The sequence below is a fragment of the Paraburkholderia phymatum genome (genome assembly GCF_038900715.1).
Lineage (GTDB): Bacteria > Pseudomonadota > Gammaproteobacteria > Burkholderiales > Burkholderiaceae > Paraburkholderia > Paraburkholderia phymatum_A.
On record NZ_JAYMRZ010000001.1, the window covers coordinates 136,330 to 154,018 of the forward strand.

Genomic DNA, 17,689 nt, shown 5'->3' on the forward strand with positions numbered 1-17,689 from the left:
TCTCCCAGTCAGGAGTACGCGATGAAAGCAAGAATACTGACCCGTAGCGCCGTTGCAGCGGCCGTCGTTGTCGCCTTGTCGGCGGGCTACGTGGCGGGCCACCGCAACGTGCCCGCTCCGCAGGTGATCTCGCCCGCGCAGGCCGCCGCGATGATGCCCGCCGAGGCTGCGGCGAAAACGGGCATTCCCGATTTTTCGGGCCTCGTCGAAACGTATGGTCCCGCCGTCGTCAACATCAGCGCGAAGCACGTCGTGAAGCAGGCGTCGATGCGCGGCAACGGCAATGGCAACGGCCAGTTGCCCATCGATCCGAGCGACCCGTTCTATCAGTTCTACCGCCACTTTTTCGGCCAGATGCCGGGCATGCAAGGCCCCAATGGTGGCGGCGGCGACGACGGCGGCGATCAACCGAGCGCGAGCCTCGGTTCCGGCTTCATCGTCAGCAGCGACGGGTACGTCCTGACGAATGCGCACGTCGTCGACGGCGCGAACGTCGTCACGGTGAAGCTCACCGACAAGCGCGAGTTCAAGGCGAAGGTGGTCGGCTCGGACAAGCAGTCGGATGTCGCAGTCCTGAAGATCGACGCGAAGGACCTGCCGACCGTGAAGATCGGCGATCCGCGCGCGAGCAAGGTCGGCCAGTGGGTCGTTGCGATCGGCTCGCCGTATGGCTTCGACAACACGGTGACGTCGGGCATCATCAGCGCGAAGTCGCGCTCGCTGCCGAACGAGAACTACACGCCGTTCATCCAGACCGACGTGCCCGTGAATCCGGGTAATTCGGGCGGGCCGCTCTTCAATCTGCAAGGCGAAGTGATCGGCATCAACTCGATGATCTATTCGCAGACGGGCGGCTTCCAGGGTCTTTCGTTCGCTATCCCGATCAACGAGGCGATCAAGGTCAAGGACGATCTCGTGAAGACGGGTCATGTGAGCCGCGGACGTCTCGGCGTCGCCGTGCAGAGCATGAACCAGACGCTCGCAGATTCGTTCGGCATGAAGAAGCCGCAAGGCGCGCTCGTCAGTTCCGTCGATCCGGGCGGTCCTGCCGCGAAGGCCGGCTTGCAGCCCGGCGACGTGATCCTGTCCGTGAACGGCACGGACGTGACGGATTCGTCGGATCTGCCGTCGCAGATCGCGGGCATCAAGCCGGGCACGCAAGCCGATGTCCATGTGTGGCGCGACAAGTCGACGAAGGACTTGAAGGTGACGATCGGCTCGCTGTCGGATGCGAAGATCGCGTCGAATGACGAAAAAGGCCCTGCGCAGATGCAAGGGCGTCTCGGCGTCGCCGTGCGTCCGCTGACGCCGCAGGAGAAGAGCAGCGCGTCTGTATCGCACGGTCTGCTGGTGCAGGATGCGGGCGGCGCGGCGGCGAGCGCGGGCATCCAGCCCGGCGACGTGATCCTGGCCGTCAACGGACGCCCTGTGTCGAACGTCGATCAGCTGAAGCAGGCAGTGACTGCGGCGGGCAACAGCCTCGCGCTGCTGATCCAGCGCGACAACGCGCAGATCTTCGTGCCCGTCGACCTCGGCTGACGATCGGCTGACGCCGGGCTGATGTTGCACTGCCGGCCGGCTGCGACCGGCAAAAGCTGCCGCCCCTGGAAAAAGGGCGGCAGCTTTTTTCATGTGCTCGCGCAACGCGTGCCGTGGAGCCAGCCCGATTTACGGCCCTGCAAGGCGACGGCGGGAATGACGAATGAACGGGCATACAGATTGCATGCGCAAGTTCGTCAGGACTGTTTGGGATCGCCCAAAAAGGAGCCACGCAATGATTCATCGTCGTATCGTCACACGCGCCATGATGGCCGCGACAGTTCTCACGCTCGGCCTCGCTGGCGGCGCCTTTGCGCAGCAGGCTAGCGAAACCACGGGCGGCAGCACCACGGATAACACGAGCGCGGGCAACGTCAACGGCGGCGGCCTGCCGCAGGTGCAGCAGCAGGGCGACGTGTCGTACACGTCGGGCGGCGTCGGTCTCGACGAATCGAAGGCGCTGCTCGCGGCGCAGAGCCAGTGGCCGTTGTCGCTGCGCTTCACGGGCCCCGGCTCCGACTACCTGGCGGACGTCAGGGTGAAGATCGTCGATGCGCATAGCGCCGACGTGCTCGACGTGACTTCGCGCGGCCCTTACATGCTGGTCAGGTTGCGTCCCGGTCGCTACACCGTGCACGCTTCCTACAAGGACCGCGACCAGTCGAAGGCCGTCACGGTGCCGGCGAGCGGCACGGCGAAGGCGGGCTTCTACTTCGCCACGCAGTAAGCGGACCGGATTCGCCTGCGAAGCTCGCCGGGAATGTCGGCGGGTGCGCGGGCGGTCTTTGGGGCTGTGCGACGCGCGGCCCGAAGCATGGCCGATGCTTGCCCGAAAGTCCGCCCGAGACAGCGCTGAACGCCCTTTCTGCGCGCAGCGTGGGCGCGGCGCAACAGGTGCGCGTCTGCAATCGCGTCTGCAATCGGTAGAGACCCCATCCCGCCAACGAAGGTCGCGCAATCCCGCTGCGTTTGGTCAATAATGAAGCCACGAACACGCTCGTGGCTTCGCCGTATCGGAGTCGGCGCGGCGTGGCCGAGGGAGACGCGCACCGCAGAATCACAACGAGGCGGCGCGTGCCGCGAGTGCCGGGCTGACCCTTCAGCCGGGCGGCCAGTCGGACAGGACAAGCATGTGCCATCAGCGGAGCGGACGACATGAACGATGCCCCAGCCAGCGGAAGCGCCGACGGCGCTGACGGTGCCGATGCCGTTCGAGGCGGCCGCCCCGGCGATGCGTCCGGTGGTGCGCCAGCGCACGGCGCTCATGGGCAGGCGCCCCATACGATCCGTATTACGACCAACCGGCACCGGGTGCGCGTGATCCATCAGGGCGTGACATTCGCGGATACGTTCGGCGCGCTCACGCTGAGCGAAACCGGCTATCCCGACGTGTTTTATTTTCCCCGCGCCGACGTCAACATGGCGCGGCTCGAACGGTCGACTCATACGTCGCGCTGCCCGTTCAAGGGTGAAGCGTCGTACTTTCATCTTCGCACCGAAGACGAGGTCATCGAGAACGCAGTCTGGAGTTATGAAAGCCCGTTAGAACAGGTCAAGCAGATCGCGGGCTATCTGGCGTTTTACGCATCGCGCGTCGACCGCATCGATCAGACGTCCTGATCCCGCAGTCGCGCGTATTTCGGGGAGGCTGCCATGGAATTGAACGACGCGTTGAGGGTGCCGCTCGCGCCGTCCGAAGTCTGGGACGCGCTGCAGGATCTCGCGTTGTTGCGCGCGAGTCTCGACAACTGCGAGTCGCTGCGCCGGCTCCAGGGCGGCGAATATCTGCTGACGATGACCGTGCCGCTCGGACCATTGCGCGCGCATTACCAGATTCGCGCGCATGTCGCGAGCGAGGACGGCCCGGATAGCGACAAGCCGCACCGCACGCTGAATTTCAAGGCACGCGCGGAAGGCGTCGGCTCGTTGCGCGGACAGATCGATGTATCGCTGCGCACCGACGATGCGCTTCATTTGCCGGGTCGCGGCCCGAGCACGCGCATCGACTATTCGGTGTGGGCGACCGCGACCGGGCCGCTTTCGGAACTGCCAGCGCGTCAGATCGAAAATGCGCTGCACGAGCTCGCCGACGATTTCTTCACCGAGTTCTGCGCAGTCGTTCAGGCGAAGCACGGCAAGGGCCCGAATCGCGCGACGGCCACGCAGGGGCGCCGCCAGCACGTGTTTCTGCGGCCGATCAGCCTGAGCGGCGTCGCGCGCCGCGCGCGGCTGCACGACCAGCAGCACGGCGGCACGCTGACGGGCCGCGCCGCGCATTCGCTGCTGCACGGCTTGCATCACGAGCACGATCCGCATGTGCTGCCCAACTGGGCATGGGCCGCGATGATTTTCTTCGTCGCGCTGCTGCTCTACATCGCGCGGTACTTCACGCAGGGCTGACGGCCTTCGTGACTGTCGGCCCGGCGGCGAATCGCGGGCCGGGTCCGCCGCGCGTCACACACCGCGAAACTCCCGCCGCCACGCGGACGGCGATGTCCTGAACGCGTCAGTGAAATGCTGACGAAGCGACGCCGTCGAACCGAATCCCGCCATTCCCGCAATCGATTCGATCGACTCGTCGGTGCTCTCGAGCAATTGCTGCGCGAGGGTGAGCCGTTGCGCAAGCAGCCACGCGCCGACGGTCGTGCCCGTCGCCGCCTTGAAGTGACGCGTGAACGTGCGGCGGCTCATCGCCGCGCGGCCGGCGAGCGAATCCAGCGTATGCGGCGCGTCGAGCGCGCCGTTCACCCAGTCGAGCAGCGCGGCGAGACGATTGCCGCGCACGTCGTGCGGCATCGGCTGCTGCACGTATTGCGCCTGTCCGCCCTGTCGATGCGGCGGCACGACGAGGCGCCGCGCGACATGGTTCGCGCTTTGCGCGCCGCACAGCGTGCGCACGACGTGCAGGCAGCAGTCGAGTCCCGCCGCCGTGCCCGCCGACGTGAGGATGTCGCCGTCGTCGACATACAGGACTTGCGGATCGACTTTCACTTTCGGAAAGCGGCGCGCGAAGTCGCTGGCCCACGCCCAGTGCGTCGTCGCGGGACGCCCGTCGAGCAGGCCCGCGGCGGCGAGCACGAACGCGCCGAGGCACAGGCCGACCAGTTGCGCGCCGCGTGCGTGAGCGGCGCGCAATGCGTCGAGCAGCGCTCTTGGAGGATCTTCGTGCGGATCGCGCCACGTGGGCACGATGATCGTATCGGCATCGGCGAGCACTTCGAGACCGTGCGTCGCGGCGATCGAAAAACCGGCTGTCGTCGACAGCGGGCCAGGCTCGATCGAGCAGACGCGAAAATCGAAAACGGGCACGCCGCCGTCGCTGCGGTCCTCGCCGAACACGACGCAAGGCACGGACAGATGAAACGGGCTGATGCCGTCGAATGCGATCGCAGCGATCACATGTCTGCGTGGCTCTTTCGCGGCGGCGTTGCGAGTGGCCGTCTTGACGCGTCGGGGCGTGGGGACGGCATCTTGAGGAACAGCACCTTGAGGAACGGCACCTTGGGGAACGGCACCTTGAGGAGCAGCACCTTGAGGAACAGCATCTTGAGGAACAGCACCTTGAGGAACAGCGGAACGGGAAGCGTGGCGGGCCATTCACGGCCTCCGGAGCGAAAATGCGAATGGCCCAATCCTAGCGAAAATTGTCATTCGGGTCACTGTCGCGCGGCGGCCGGAAAGCGAAGAATGCGGCATCGCGGCTGCAACCGCCAGCCGCTCACGCCACCTGCTCACCACTACCTTGAGGAGACCTGCCATGTCGACGCCCCGTCGCGCCCTGATCGTCATCGACGTCCAGAACGAATACGTCACGGGCGACCTGCCGATCGAATACCCCGACGTGCAGACGTCGCTCGCGAACATCGGCCGCGCAATCGACGCGGCGCGCGCCGCGCGCATTCCCGTGGTCGTCGTGCAGAACCTCACGCCGCCCGGCGCGCCGATCTTCGCGCGCGGCAGCGACGGCGCGGCGCTTCATTCCGTGGTGGCGTCGCGCGAGCGCGATCACTTCATGGAGAAAGCGCTGCCGAGCGCGTTCACGAACACGGACCTTGCCGACTGGCTCGCCGCGCGCGACATCGACACGTTGACGGTGATCGGCTACATGACGCACAACTGCGACGCATCGACGATCAATCACGCGCTGCACATGGGACTGGCCGTCGAGTTTCTGCACGATGCGACGGGCTCGGTGCCGTACGAGAACAGCGCGGGCTTTGCGAGCGCCGAGGAGATTCATCGCGTGTTCTGCGTCGTGTTGCAGTCGCGCTTCGCGGCGGTCGCGAGCACGCAGCAGTGGATCGCGGCCGTCGAGTCGGGCGGCCCGCTCGAGCGCGGTTCTATCTATGCGTCGAATCAGAAGGCGCGCGCGAGGACGGCGGTCTGAACGAAGTCGAAGCGAACATGAGCCGGCCGGCGGCGCCTGAGCCGGCTTCTTCGCGGACGGTCAGGAGCGGTTCCAGCCGCGTGCACGAATAGCCTGCTAACGGCGCCGGTCCTCGCGCGCCTGTCCTCACGCGCCCAGCCGCAACGCCGGACTGCGCAGCCCGTCGATCATGCTTTCGACCATCTGCCGCGCGTGATGGCCGAAGTCCAGCGCTTCGGGCACGAACAGCATGTCGCGCAACGAGCCGCTGATGAACGCATGCACCATCGACGCGGCGACGGGCACGTTCATGTCCACCGGCAGTTGTCCTTTGGAAATCGCGTTGCGCATCGCCACCTGCATGTTGGCGAGTCCCTCGCGCATGTTGTTCTGATAGCGCGCCATCACGGGGCCCATCTCCTCGACGAACTCGCACTTGTGGAACAGGATTTCGAACACCCGGCGGCGATGCGGGTCGTTGGCCGTGTCGCGCAGACACACGGTGCAGATATCGATCAGGCGGCCGAGCGGATCGGCTTCGTTCGGGTCCACCGAGGCCGCCTTGAGTTCGTCGAGCGGCAGCAGCACGCGGTCGAACATGACCGTGAAGAGTTCACCCTTGTTGGCGAAGTGCCAGTAGATCGCCCCGCGCGTGACGCCCGCCGTTTGCGCGATGTCGGCCAGCGAAGTGCGCGACACACCTTTCTCAAAAAAGACCTTTTCTGCGGCATCGAGGATGCGGGTGCGCGTCTCCTGCGCTTCTTCCTTGGTTCGACGGACCATGCGTGTGACCTGCTGGTAATTGCGGGGTTTCCCTGACGTTTTTAAACGTGCGTGATAAAGATCATTTCCCATGCCGGTTATCGCCAGGTTGATCTTTCGGGAGAACGCCTTCTTTCGGGCTGAACGCTCTTTTACGTGCATTCATGAATGTATATATAATAGCACCCCATCGATCGGATAGCTCATGTTGGAGTGAACGGTTAATATCCGTCACTGTTGCCTTTTACAGGTGCCTTGCGCTGTCTCAATTATTGGGCGGCGCGGTGCTGCATTTCCCGGCTTCGCGCATTTCGCAATGGGTGCACCCGCAGGAAGCGCATTCGTGAGCGTCCGGTCATGGCGTCGTCGTCGAGACGTCGATGTGCGCAGCCTTCTCCGCAGAGAGATGCACGCACTTTTTCCTTCTCAGTCTTTGACAGAGGTCGCTCCATGCGCGTCGAACGGGTTCCATTCCGCTTACTCACTGCCGCGACGGCTGCCGTAATGCTGGCAGCGTGCGGACAAAAACAATCAGCACCTCCGCCACAAACTCCCGAAGTCGGTGTCGTCACGGTTCAGCCGCAGTCCGTGCCGGTCGTCACCGAGTTGCCGGGCCGCACCAGCGCATTCCTCGTCGCGCAAGTGCGCGCGCGGGTCGACGGCATCGTGCTGCGCCGCGAATTCACGGAAGGTACGCAGGTCAAGGCCGGCCAGCGTCTGTACAAGATCGATCCGGCGCCGTTCATCGCGTCGCTGAACAACGCGAAGGCGTCGCTCGCGAAGGCGCAGGCGAATCTCGCGTCGACGACCGCGCAGGCGAACCGCTACAAGGTGCTCGTCGCGGCCAACGCCGTGTCGAAGCAGGACTACGACAACGCCGTGGCCGCCGAAGGCCAGGCCGCCGCCGATGTCGCGGCAGGCAAGGCCGCTGTCGACACCGCGCAGATCAACCTCGGCTATACGGATGTCGTTTCGCCCGTGACGGGTCAGGTCGGCATCTCGCAGGTGACGCCGGGCGCCTACGTGCAGGCAAGCCAGGCGACGCTGATGTCGACGGTTCAGCAACTGGACCCGGTTTATGTCGACGTGACGCAATCGAGCCTCGCGGGCCTGAAGCTGCGCCGCGAAATCCAGCAGGGCCGTCTGAAGACGAGCGGTCCGAATGCCGCCAAGGTCGATCTGATTCTCGAAGACGGCCGTGTCTATTCGGAGAAGGGCAAGCTGCAATTCACCGACGTGACCGTCGATCAGACCACCGGCTCGGTGACGATCCGCGCGATCTTCCCCAACAAGGATCATGTGCTGCTGCCGGGCATGTTCGTGCGCGCGCGCATCGAAGAGGGCATGAACGACAACGCGCTGCTCGTCCCGCAAGTGGGCGTCACGCACGACCAGAAGGGCCAGCCGACGGCGCTCGTGCTCGACAAGGACGACAAGGTCCAGTCGCGCGTGCTGCAGACCTCGGCGACGTATGGCCAGTACTGGGTGGTCGATGGTGGCCTGAACGCGGGCGACCGCGTGATCGTGCAAGGCACCGACAAGGTCCGTCCGGGCGCACAGGCGAAGGGCGTGCCGGCGCAACTGCCGCCCGCACCCGCCGCGTCGGACGCGGCAGCCGCGGGCACGCAGAACTCGCCGGCTCCGGGCGGCGCGCAGGCAGCCAGCGGCGCGTCCGCGGCCTCCGCTGCATCGGGCGCGTAATCAAAGGGAGCCTGCTTCATGGCAAAGTTTTTTATCGATCGCCCGATCTTTGCATGGGTGATCGCCATCATTCTGATGCTGGCGGGTCTGGCGTCGATCTTCACGCTGCCGGTCGCGCAATACCCGACGATTGCGCCGCCTGCCGTGCAGGTCAGCGCGACGTATCCGGGCGCATCGGCAAAAACGGTTGAAAACACCGTCACGCAGGTGATCGAGCAGCAGATGAGCGGCCTCGACCACCTGCTGTATCTGTCGTCGACGTCGGACGATTCGGGTACGGCGACCATCACGCTGACGTTCGCGCCCGGCACGAACCCGGACATCGCGCAGGTGCAGGTGCAGAACAAGCTGCAGCTCGCGACGCCGCTCCTGCCGCAAGTGGTGCAGCAGCTCGGCACGAAGGTGACGAAGTCGAGCAGCAGCTTCCTGCTGGTGCTGGCGTTCGTGTCGACGGACGGCAGCATGAGCAAGTACGACCTCGCGAACTACGTCGCGTCGAACGTGCAGGACCCGGTGAGCCGTATCGACGGCGTCGGTACCGTCACGCTGTTCGGCTCGCAGTACGCGATGCGGATCTGGCTCGACGCGCACAAGCTGACCAACTATGGGCTCACGCCCGTGGATGTCGAAAACGCGTTGCAGGCGCAGAACGTCCAGGTGGCGGGCGGCTCGCTCGGCGGCACGCCGTCGATTCCGGGCCAGCTGTTGCAGGCGACGATCACGGAAGCGACGCTGCTGAACACGCCCGAGCAGTTCGGCAACGTGCTGCTGAAGGTGAACCAGGACGGCTCGCAGGTCCGCATCAAGGACGTCGCGCGCATCGAACTGGGCGGCGAAAACTACAACTTCGACACCAAGTACAACGGCCAGCCGACGGCGGGCTTCGGTATCCAGCTGGCGACGGGCGCGAACGCGCTGGCGACGGCGAAGGCCGTGCGCGACAAGATCGACCAGCTGTCGAAGTACTTCCCGCATGGTCTCGTCGTGAAGTACCCGTATGACACGACCCCGTTCGTGCGGCTGTCGATCGAGGAAGTGGTCAAGACGCTGCTCGAAGGCATCGTGCTGGTGTTCCTCGTGATGTACCTGTTCCTGCAGAACCTGCGCGCGACGCTGATCCCGACGATCGCGGTGCCCGTGGTGCTGCTGGGTACGTTCGCGATCATGAGCGCGGTGGGCTTCTCGATCAACGTGCTGTCGATGTTCGGTCTCGTGCTCGCAATCGGCCTGCTGGTGGACGACGCGATCGTGGTCGTGGAGAACGTCGAGCGGGTGATGTCGGAAGAAGGCCTGTCACCGCGCGACGCGACGCGCAAGGCGATGGGCCAGATCACGGGCGCGCTGGTCGGCGTGGCGCTCGTGCTCTCTGCCGTGTTCGTGCCCGTGGCGTTCTCGGGCGGCTCGGTCGGCGCGATCTACCGGCAGTTCTCGCTGACCATCGTGGCGGCGATGGTGCTGTCCGTGCTGGTCGCGCTCATTTTGACGCCGGCGCTGTGCGCGACGATTCTCAAGCCGATTCCGCAGGGTCATCACGAAGAGAAGAAGGGCTTCTTCGGCTGGTTCAACCGCACCTTCGACAAGAGCCGCGACAAGTACCACACGGGCGTGCACCACGTGATCAAGCGCTCGGGCCGCTGGCTCATCATCTATCTGGTGGTGATCGTCGCCGTGGGTCTGCTGTTCGTGCGTCTGCCGAAGTCGTTCCTGCCGGATGAGGACCAGGGCACGATGTTCGTGCTGGTGCAGACGCCGTCGGGCTCGACGCAGGAAACCACGGCGCGCGCGCTGAAGGACATCTCCGACTATCTGCTGAACGACGAGAAGTCGATCGTCGAATCGACGTTCACGGTGAACGGCTTCAGCTTCGCGGGCCGCGGCCAGAACTCCGGTCTCGTGTTCGTGCGGATGAAGGATTATTCGGAGCGTCAGCATGCGGATCAGAAGGTGCAGGCGCTGGTCGGCCGGATGTTCATGCACTTCTCGACGTACAAGAACGCAACCGTGTACCCGGTGAATCCGCCGTCGATTCCCGAACTCGGCACGGCATCGGGCTTCGACTTCGAGTTGCAGGACCGCGCGGGTCTCGGTCACCAAAAGCTGATGGATGCGCGCAACCAGCTGCTCGGCATGGCCTCGAAGGACCCGACGCTCGCGCAGGTGCGTCCGAACGGCCTGAACGATACGCCGCAGTTCAAGGTGTCGATCGACCAGGAAAAGGCGTCGGCGCTGGGCGTGAATCTGTCGACGATCGACCAGACGTTCTCGATCGCGTGGGCATCGCAGTTCGTCAACAACTTCCTCGATACGGACAGCCGGATCAAGAAGGTGTATCTGCAAGCCGACGCGCCGTTCCGCATGACGCCGGAGAACCTGAGCGACTGGTACGTGCGCAACACGGCGGGCGGGATGGTGCCGTTCACCGCGTTCGCAAGTGGTCAGTGGGCCTATGGTTCGCCGAAGCTCGAGCGCTACAACGGTATTTCGGCGATGGAAATCCAGGGCCAGGCGGCACCGGGCAAGTCGACGGGGCAGGCAATGACGGCGATGGAAGCGATCGCAGCGAAGCTGCCGGCGGGTATCGGCTACGAGTGGACGGGTCTGTCGTTCCAGGAGCGTCAGTCCGGCTCGCAGGCGCCGATCCTGTACGGCATCTCGATCCTCGTCGTGTTCCTGTGTCTCGCGGCGCTGTATGAAAGCTGGTCGATTCCGTTCTCGGTGATCATGGTCGTGCCGCTCGGCGTGCTGGGCGCGCTGCTGGCCGCGACGCTGCGCGGACTGGAGAACGACGTGTTCTTCCAGGTCGGTCTGCTGACGACGGTGGGCCTGTCCGCGAAGAATGCGATTCTGATCGTGGAATTCGCGCGCGAGCTGCAGCAGGGCGAAGGCATGGGCCCGATCGAAGCGGCGCTCGAAGCGGCGCGTCTGCGGCTGCGCCCGATTCTGATGACGTCGCTCGCGTTCATTCTCGGCGTGCTGCCGCTCGCGATCAGTAACGGCGCAGGCTCGGCGAGCCAGCACGCAATCGGTACGGGCGTGATCGGCGGTATGCTGACGGCGACCTTCCTCGCGATTTTCATGATCCCGATGTTCTTCGTCGTGATCCGCGCGAAGTTCACCGGCGAGAAGGAAGACCCCGACGAGGCGCTGAAACACTATAACGAGCACCATCCGCATGACCCGCAGGGCGGCAGCGGCCCGGGCAACGCCAGCTGAGGACATTGAGATGCATAAATATTCTTTGATGGCAGTGGCCGTCGCGCTCTTCGCCGCGGGCTGCACGATGGAGCCGAAGTACGAACGGCCGGCCGCACCTGTCTCGGGTGCGTTCCCGAGCGACGGCGTTTATGCGACGCAGCCTGCGCCCGGCACGGGCGGGCGCTCGGCGAACAGCCAGGCGGCCGTCGACATCGGCTGGCGCGATTTCTTCGTCGATCAGCGGCTGCAACGACTGATCGATATCGCGCTGAAGAACAACCGCGATCTGCGCGTGTCGGTGTTGAACATCGAGGCTTCGCGCGCGCAGTATCAGATCGCGCGCGCGGCGCTGATGCCGACGATCGACGCCGTCGCGTCGCAGACGAAGCAGCGCACGCCGAAAGACCTGTCGTTCTTCGGCAAGACGATTTCCAACGAGTACTCGGTCGGTCTGAACGCATCGTGGGAAATCGACTTCTTCGGCCGCATCCGCAGCCTGAAGGACCAGGCGCTCGCGCAATATCTGGCGACGGCGCAGGCGCGCAAGGCCGCGGAGATCGCACTCGTTGCTTCCGTCGCGGATCAGTATCTGACGGTGCTCGCCTTTGACGATTCGTTGAAGGTCACGCAGGACACGCTCAAGACCGCGCAAGAGTCGTATCGCATCACAAAGCTGCAGTACGACACGGGCACGGGTTCTGAACTCGATCTGCGTCAGGCTGAGACTGTTGTCGAACAGGCGAATGCGAATCTGCAGTCACAAGCGCGTCTGCGGGCACAGGCTGAGAATGCGCTCGTGCTGCTGATCGGCGAACCGCTGCCGACTGATATGCCGAGCGGACTCGTACTCAACGACCAGGACTTGCTGACCGACATTCCTGCCGGTCTGCCGTCGGATCTGCTCACGCGCCGTCCCGACATCATGGAGGCCGAGCAAAACCTGCTGGCAGCCAATGCGAATATCGGCGCGGCGCGCGCGGCATTCTTCCCGCGCGTTTCGCTGACGGGCAACTTCGGCACGTTGAGTCCGACGCTCGGCGGGCTGTTCAAGCCGGGTTCGGCGGCGTGGAGCTTCGCGCCGCAGATCACGCTGCCGATTTTCGAAGGCGGCCAGAACCGCGCGAACCTCGATCTCGCGAACGTCGAGAAGAACATCCAGATCGCGCAGTACGAGAAGGCGATCCAGACGGCGTTCCGAGAGGTGGCCGACGGGCTCGCCGCGCGCGGCACGTACGATCAGCAGATCAAGGCGCTCGAACGCGACACGTTCGCGGAACAGCGTCGACTCGATCTGTCGGACCTGCGTTACCGGAACGGCGTCGACAGCTATCTTGCCGTGCTGACCGCGCAGACCGCCCTGTACGACGCACAGCAGTTGCTGATCACGGCGCGCGTGCAACGTCTGACGAACCTCGTCGATCTGTACAAGGCGCTCGGCGGCGGATGGATCGAGCGCGCGGGCGAGCAGCCGCGTCCCGCCGACGCACCCGCCGACTACGGCGCGGCCAGTGCGCCCGTTGCGGCATCGGCTGCGACGTCGGGCTGAGTCCCTGGCCGCATCGACAGCGGCTTTTCCTTTCTCTATGCAAAACGCCACGGCATGCCGTGGCGTTTTTTTATTGCCGTCCTACAAGCCATCGTCCGAATGGCTAATTCAGTTATCCAGATCGTTTACTCGCGCCGTGAGCCGCTAGTATCGGCACCTGATGGACGGAAACTGATGGCCCATTTAAAGGTTGTCAATTGACAACCATACGACAGGCGCTATAGACTGGAGTTGTTCATGAATCGTCGAACTCATTCGAAGAAGGAAGTCGAGTCGGCACTCGGCTATGCGGAAGAAAACGGCTGGTGCGTCGTGCCCGGCACGGGCTGCGGGCATGCGTGGGGGCGAATGTATTGCCCCTACAACGACAGCGATTGCCGATGCGGCGAGTTTTGCATCACCAGCATCTGGTGCACGCCGCGCAATGCAGTCAGTCATGCAAGAACGTTGCGTCGCATCGTGGAGAATTGCGCGCCGCATCGGCACAAGGTCATTTCCTTGCACGTGATTGCCGAAGCGAAAAGGCGCGCGCGGGCACAACAGCAGCACGGGCAGCAGCCAGAGCAGCCGGAGCAGCCGGAGCAGCAACCAGGGAAGGACAAGGAGCAAACATGGAATACACCTTCACACTGAAGTACCGTCTGAGCGCGGAAGATTGCGATCATGACGACATCGTCGAGCGTCTCGCTGCGCAAGGTTGCGACGATGCGACCATCGGTGTCGGCCAGCCGGGGCGTATTGCGCTCGCGTTCGCGCGCGAGGCAAAAAGCGCGACGCATGCGCTCGTCAGCGCGTTGAAGGACGTGCGCCGCGCGGTGCCGACGGCACAACTGGTCGAGGCCGCGCCCGATTTTGTCGGGTTGACGGATGTGGCGGAAGTGGCTGGCGTCTCGCGCCAGAACATGCGCAAGCTGATGCAGTCGCATGCTACGGAATTTCCCGCGCCCGTTCATGAGGGCAGCACGTCGTTGTGGCATCTGTCGGACGTGCTCGAATGGATGCACGATCGCGGCGGCTATGACATCGCGCCCGAAGTTTTCGAAGTGGCGAGATCGGCGAAGCAGATCAATCTGATGAAGGAGGCTCGCGATCTTGAGCCGAAGGTGACGCGACACTTCAACAACCTGGTCGCTTGAAGCGGGAAGAGGGTGTTCGTTCTGCCGTTTGCGTGCGCACGACCGTAGTCATGCGCACGCGTAAAGGCGAGAGTTGCTGCCTGGCGCCTTGTGCAGCGTTTGGCGCGAGGCTTAGTGCATGTCGGCGGCGCGCAGCATTTCGTCGCCGGCGAGGGTGTCGTCGTTGCCAGCGCGTCCGTCGAAGTCGTGACCGGTGCGATGAATGTCGCGCTTCGCTGCGCGTTCGCCCTTCACGCCATTGAAGATCAGGTTGAGCACGACAGCCGAAACGGATGCCAGCAGAATCCCGCTGTGCAGCAGAGGCGAGAGCGCGGGCGGCAGCTTCGAGAAGAAGTTCGGCGAGACTACGGGCACGAGGCCAAGACCGATGCTTACGGCGACGATAAAGAGGTTGTGATGGTTCTTCACGAAGTCGACTTTCGACAGCACCTTGATGCCGTTTGCTGCCACCATGCCGAACATCACGATGCCCGCGCCGCCCAGCACGAAGGCCGGCACCGACGCGACCAGTTGGGCCATCTTCGGGAACAGGCCGAGCAGCACGAGGATCACGCCGCCCATCGCGCAGACGAAGCGGCTCTTGACGCCCGTCACGCCGATCAGGCCGACATTCTGCGAGAACGACGTATGAGGGAAGGAGTTGAAGATGCCGCCGATCAGCGTGCCGAGACCGTCCACGCGCAGACCGCGCACGAGCGTCTTTTGGTCGACGGGTCGGTCCACCATGTCGCCGACGGCGAGGAACATCCCTGTCGATTCGATGAACGTGACGAACATCACCGTGACCATCGTCGCGATGGAGAGCGGATCGAAGTGCGGCAGGCCGAAATGGAACGGCATCACGAAGCCGACCCACGGTGCGTTCGTCACGCCATCCATGTTCACGCGACCGAGCAGCGCGGCAATGATGAAGCCCGCCACAATGCCGAGCAGCACCGAAATATTCGCGATGAAGCCTTTGCCAAACTTGTTGATCAAAAGGATGAGCGTGAGCACGACGAGCGACAGCGCGAGGTAGATCGGGTTGCCGTAATCCGGATTGCCGACTCCGCCTGCCGCCCAGTTGATGCCCACTTCCATCAGCGAAAGACCGATCACCGATATCACCACGCCGACCACGACGGGAGGGAAAAAGCGCAGCAGCTTGCCGATCATCGGCGCGGCGACGATGCCTATCACGCCGGCCGCGATCGTCGAGCCGAAGATGTCGAGAATGCCCAAGTTCGGGTTCGTGCCAATCGCGACCATCGGGCCGACTGCGGCGAACGTGCAGCCCATGATGACGGGCAGCCGGATGCCGAAGATCCACAGGCCGAGCGTCTGGATCAGCGTTGCGATGCCGCACGAAAAAAGGTCGGCGCTGATGAGAAAGGCAATTTGCTCTTTCGGCAGCTTGAGGGCACTGCCGATGATCAGCGGCACGGCGACGGCGCCCGCGTACATCACCAGCACGTGCTGGATGCCGAGCGTCAGCAACTGGCCGAAGGGCAGTCGCTCGTCGCACGGATGAACCGTGTTCGAGTGCATCTTGTCTCTCTCCACATCTGGTTTTGGGATGACTCCAAGGTATGCGGGACGAAAAAACGCGACAAGACCACGTCATTCTATTTCAACCTTTGCGGCGACGATATGCGCGAAACGGATTTGAAACACGTGTCCTTGGCGGAATCGGAAGAATCTGGCCGTAGCCCTTGTGGCGTGGCGGCTTGCGGGATGTTCATCAAAGGGGCGCTCAATGGTGACGTATCGGCGGCCATATGATGTGTATTGCGGCTCGCACATAATGCGTTTTCGGGCTGCGTTCTGTCGGGGGTGGGTTAACCCGCGCGGCCGGCCGTCGCACATGAAAATGGCCGTTCGCAACCTGTCCCGTCTCGACGCAAGCTGTCCCATCTCGATGGAGCGCACCGTGCCCCGAAAGCACGGTTCTCTTCAACACACACGTTCAACCCGCATTTAACCCATCGCATTCATGTCCTTCCTTGGCATCGATCTTGGTACAGGTTCACTAAAGCTCGCGATCATCGACGTCGAAGCGCGCGAGCAATGCGCGGCGAGCATCGCATATTCGATCGACACGCCGCAGCCGGGCTGGGCGGAAATCGATCCGGAGATCTGGTGGCGCGCGCTGCGCGAAGCGGCTTCGCGCTTGCCGCAGGCCCAACGCAGCGCCGTTCGGGCGATCGGTTTTTCAGGTCAGATGCACGGCGTCGTATTGAGCGACGCACAAGGCGATGCCGTGCGGCCCGCGATGCTTTGGCCCGATACGCGGGCGCAGGCGTTGCTCGACGCATGGCCCGCGCCGCAGCCGAACCCCGTCGCGCCGGGCATGGCAGGCCCGCTGCTGCGATGGATCGCGCTGCACGAGCCACAGTCCATGCAAGCGGCTCGCTGGGCCTTGCAACCGAAAGACTGGCTGCGCTTCAAGCTCGGCGGCGCAATCGCGACCGACCCTTCCGATGCCTGCGCGACAGCGCTTGCCGATCCAACCGGCCTATGGGATCACGACTTGCTGGAACGTCTCGGGTTGCCGTTCGACCGGTTCGCGCCGCTTGCTGCGTCGTATGCGGCAAGTGGCTCGCTGTCCGACGACGCGGCGCGCATGCTCGGCTTGCGCGCTGGCATCATGCTTGCCACAGGTGCAGGCGACACGCCTTGCGCCGCGCTCGGCAGCGGCCTCGCGAACGATGGCGACGCGCTGCTCACCACAGGCACGGGCGGACAGATTCTCGTGCTCGCGACGGAACAGCCGAACGAGGCACAGGGCCTGCATCGCTACAGGGCCGCCACCGACCACTGGTATCGGATGGCCGCAATGCAAAACGTCGGCGTTGCGCTCGAGGCGGTACGAGCTTGGCTGTCTTACGAATGGTCTGATGCCTACCGCGATGCGTTCGAATCCGATCCAGCGTCGGGTGTGACGTTCTTGCCTTATCTGACGGGCGAGCGCACGCCCTGGCTCAATCCCTCGGCGCGCGGCGGCTGGCTCGGGCTCGCGCTGGGCACATCGCGCGGCGCGATGATGCGGGCCGCATTCGAAGGCGTCGCGTTTTCGTTGCGCGCGGGGCTCGACGCGATCGGGCAAAGCGGCGCGCAAGTGTCGGCGCTGCGTCTGGCGGGCGGCGGTTCCGTCGATGCGCGCTGGCGCCAGTTGCTCGCCGATGCGCTCGATGTGGAACTGCATGCCGTCGATTGTCCGAACGCGGCGGCGCGTGGCGCGGCGATGCTCGGCGCAATCGCGTGCGGTCATTGGCATGCAAGCGATCTCGCGGCGCTCGCGCCCGCAGCGACACGCGTCGCGGGACCGCAAAACGATACGGCGCTTGCCGCGCGGTACGCGCGCTTTATCGATCTTTACGGCCGCGTCGAAGGCTGGTTCGCGCGGCCATCGGCGTGAGGCGCGCGCCGCGTCGCATGACGACAATCGCGCGGCGCGGCACGCCA

The 17,689-nt window shown here is 64.3% G+C and carries 14 protein-coding genes and 1 pseudogene; 11 read left to right on the forward strand and 4 right to left on the reverse strand.

Going from position 1 to position 17,689, the window contains the following annotated elements:
* The first annotated feature begins 21 nt into the window (after positions 1 to 21).
* From VSR68_RS00590 to VSR68_RS00605, 4 genes are all read left to right on the forward strand, one after another.
* Entirely contained in the window at positions 22 to 1,539 is a 1,518-nt protein-coding gene (locus tag VSR68_RS00590) for a DegQ family serine endoprotease (protein WP_342937957.1), read from the forward strand.
* A gap of 235 nt (positions 1,540 to 1,774) precedes the next feature.
* Positions 1,775 to 2,266: a carboxypeptidase regulatory-like domain-containing protein gene (locus VSR68_RS00595; protein WP_342937958.1), complete on the forward strand. Its 492-nt coding sequence runs from the start codon at positions 1,775 to 1,777 to the stop codon at positions 2,264 to 2,266.
* A 428-nt stretch (positions 2,267 to 2,694) separates the two neighbouring features.
* Complete coding sequence (locus tag VSR68_RS00600; RefSeq protein WP_342937959.1) at positions 2,695 to 3,159, forward strand: DUF427 domain-containing protein; 465 nt, start codon at positions 2,695 to 2,697, stop codon at positions 3,157 to 3,159.
* A 33-nt stretch (positions 3,160 to 3,192) separates the two neighbouring features.
* On the forward strand, positions 3,193 to 3,939 hold the full coding sequence (locus tag VSR68_RS00605) for a CoxG family protein (RefSeq protein WP_090865552.1): 747 nt from the start codon (positions 3,193 to 3,195) through the stop codon (positions 3,937 to 3,939).
* Between the two features lie 54 nt (positions 3,940 to 3,993).
* Here VSR68_RS00605 and VSR68_RS00610 read toward each other — a convergent pair whose 3' ends face one another.
* Both VSR68_RS00610 and VSR68_RS00615 read right to left on the reverse strand, forming a co-directional pair.
* Positions 3,994 to 4,938 (reverse strand): helix-turn-helix domain-containing protein, encoded by a 945-nt coding sequence (locus VSR68_RS00610; protein ID WP_342937960.1) that lies wholly within the window; start codon positions 4,936 to 4,938, stop codon positions 3,994 to 3,996.
* The gene (locus tag VSR68_RS00615) at positions 4,935 to 5,171 is read right to left on the reverse strand and encodes a hypothetical protein (RefSeq protein WP_342937961.1); all 237 of its coding nucleotides are present in this window, start codon (positions 5,169 to 5,171) and stop codon (positions 4,935 to 4,937) included. Before VSR68_RS00615 ends, VSR68_RS00610 begins: the two co-directional genes overlap by 4 nt.
* A gap of 125 nt (positions 5,172 to 5,296) precedes the next feature.
* Between VSR68_RS00615 and VSR68_RS00620 the strand changes: the two genes are divergently transcribed.
* Positions 5,297 to 5,926, forward strand: coding sequence for a cysteine hydrolase family protein (locus VSR68_RS00620; RefSeq protein WP_342937962.1), 630 nt, complete (start codon positions 5,297 to 5,299; stop codon positions 5,924 to 5,926).
* Positions 5,927 to 6,052: 126 nt separating this feature from the next.
* Here the strand turns inward: VSR68_RS00620 and VSR68_RS00625 are convergent, their stop codons facing one another.
* The gene (locus VSR68_RS00625; RefSeq protein WP_342937963.1) at positions 6,053 to 6,688 is read right to left on the reverse strand and encodes a TetR family transcriptional regulator; all 636 of its coding nucleotides are present in this window, start codon (positions 6,686 to 6,688) and stop codon (positions 6,053 to 6,055) included.
* A gap of 429 nt (positions 6,689 to 7,117) precedes the next feature.
* On the opposite strand from VSR68_RS00625, the gene VSR68_RS00630 reads away from it, so the two are divergent.
* From VSR68_RS00630 to VSR68_RS00650, 5 genes and pseudogenes are all read left to right on the forward strand, one after another.
* Entirely contained in the window at positions 7,118 to 8,368 is a 1,251-nt protein-coding gene (locus VSR68_RS00630; protein ID WP_342937964.1) for an efflux RND transporter periplasmic adaptor subunit, read from the forward strand.
* 18 nt (positions 8,369 to 8,386) lie between these two features.
* Complete coding sequence (locus VSR68_RS00635) at positions 8,387 to 11,581, forward strand: efflux RND transporter permease subunit (protein WP_342937965.1); 3,195 nt, start codon at positions 8,387 to 8,389, stop codon at positions 11,579 to 11,581.
* Between the two features lie 10 nt (positions 11,582 to 11,591).
* Positions 11,592 to 13,109 (forward strand): efflux transporter outer membrane subunit, encoded by a 1,518-nt coding sequence (locus tag VSR68_RS00640; protein WP_342937966.1) that lies wholly within the window; start codon positions 11,592 to 11,594, stop codon positions 13,107 to 13,109.
* Positions 13,110 to 13,346: 237 nt separating this feature from the next.
* A pseudogene (locus VSR68_RS00645) lies at positions 13,347 to 13,592 on the forward strand (hypothetical protein); the annotation flags it as partial.
* Between the two features lie 128 nt (positions 13,593 to 13,720).
* Positions 13,721 to 14,245: a DNA-binding protein gene (locus VSR68_RS00650; RefSeq protein WP_342937967.1), complete on the forward strand. Its 525-nt coding sequence runs from the start codon at positions 13,721 to 13,723 to the stop codon at positions 14,243 to 14,245.
* Positions 14,246 to 14,356: 111 nt separating this feature from the next.
* Here VSR68_RS00650 and VSR68_RS00655 read toward each other — a convergent pair whose 3' ends face one another.
* Positions 14,357 to 15,772: a nucleobase:cation symporter-2 family protein gene (locus tag VSR68_RS00655; RefSeq protein ID WP_342937968.1), complete on the reverse strand. Its 1,416-nt coding sequence runs from the start codon at positions 15,770 to 15,772 to the stop codon at positions 14,357 to 14,359.
* Between the two features lie 445 nt (positions 15,773 to 16,217).
* On the opposite strand from VSR68_RS00655, the gene VSR68_RS00660 reads away from it, so the two are divergent.
* Entirely contained in the window at positions 16,218 to 17,642 is a 1,425-nt protein-coding gene (locus VSR68_RS00660) for a xylulokinase (protein WP_342937969.1), read from the forward strand.
* Positions 17,643 to 17,689 lie beyond the last annotated feature (47 nt).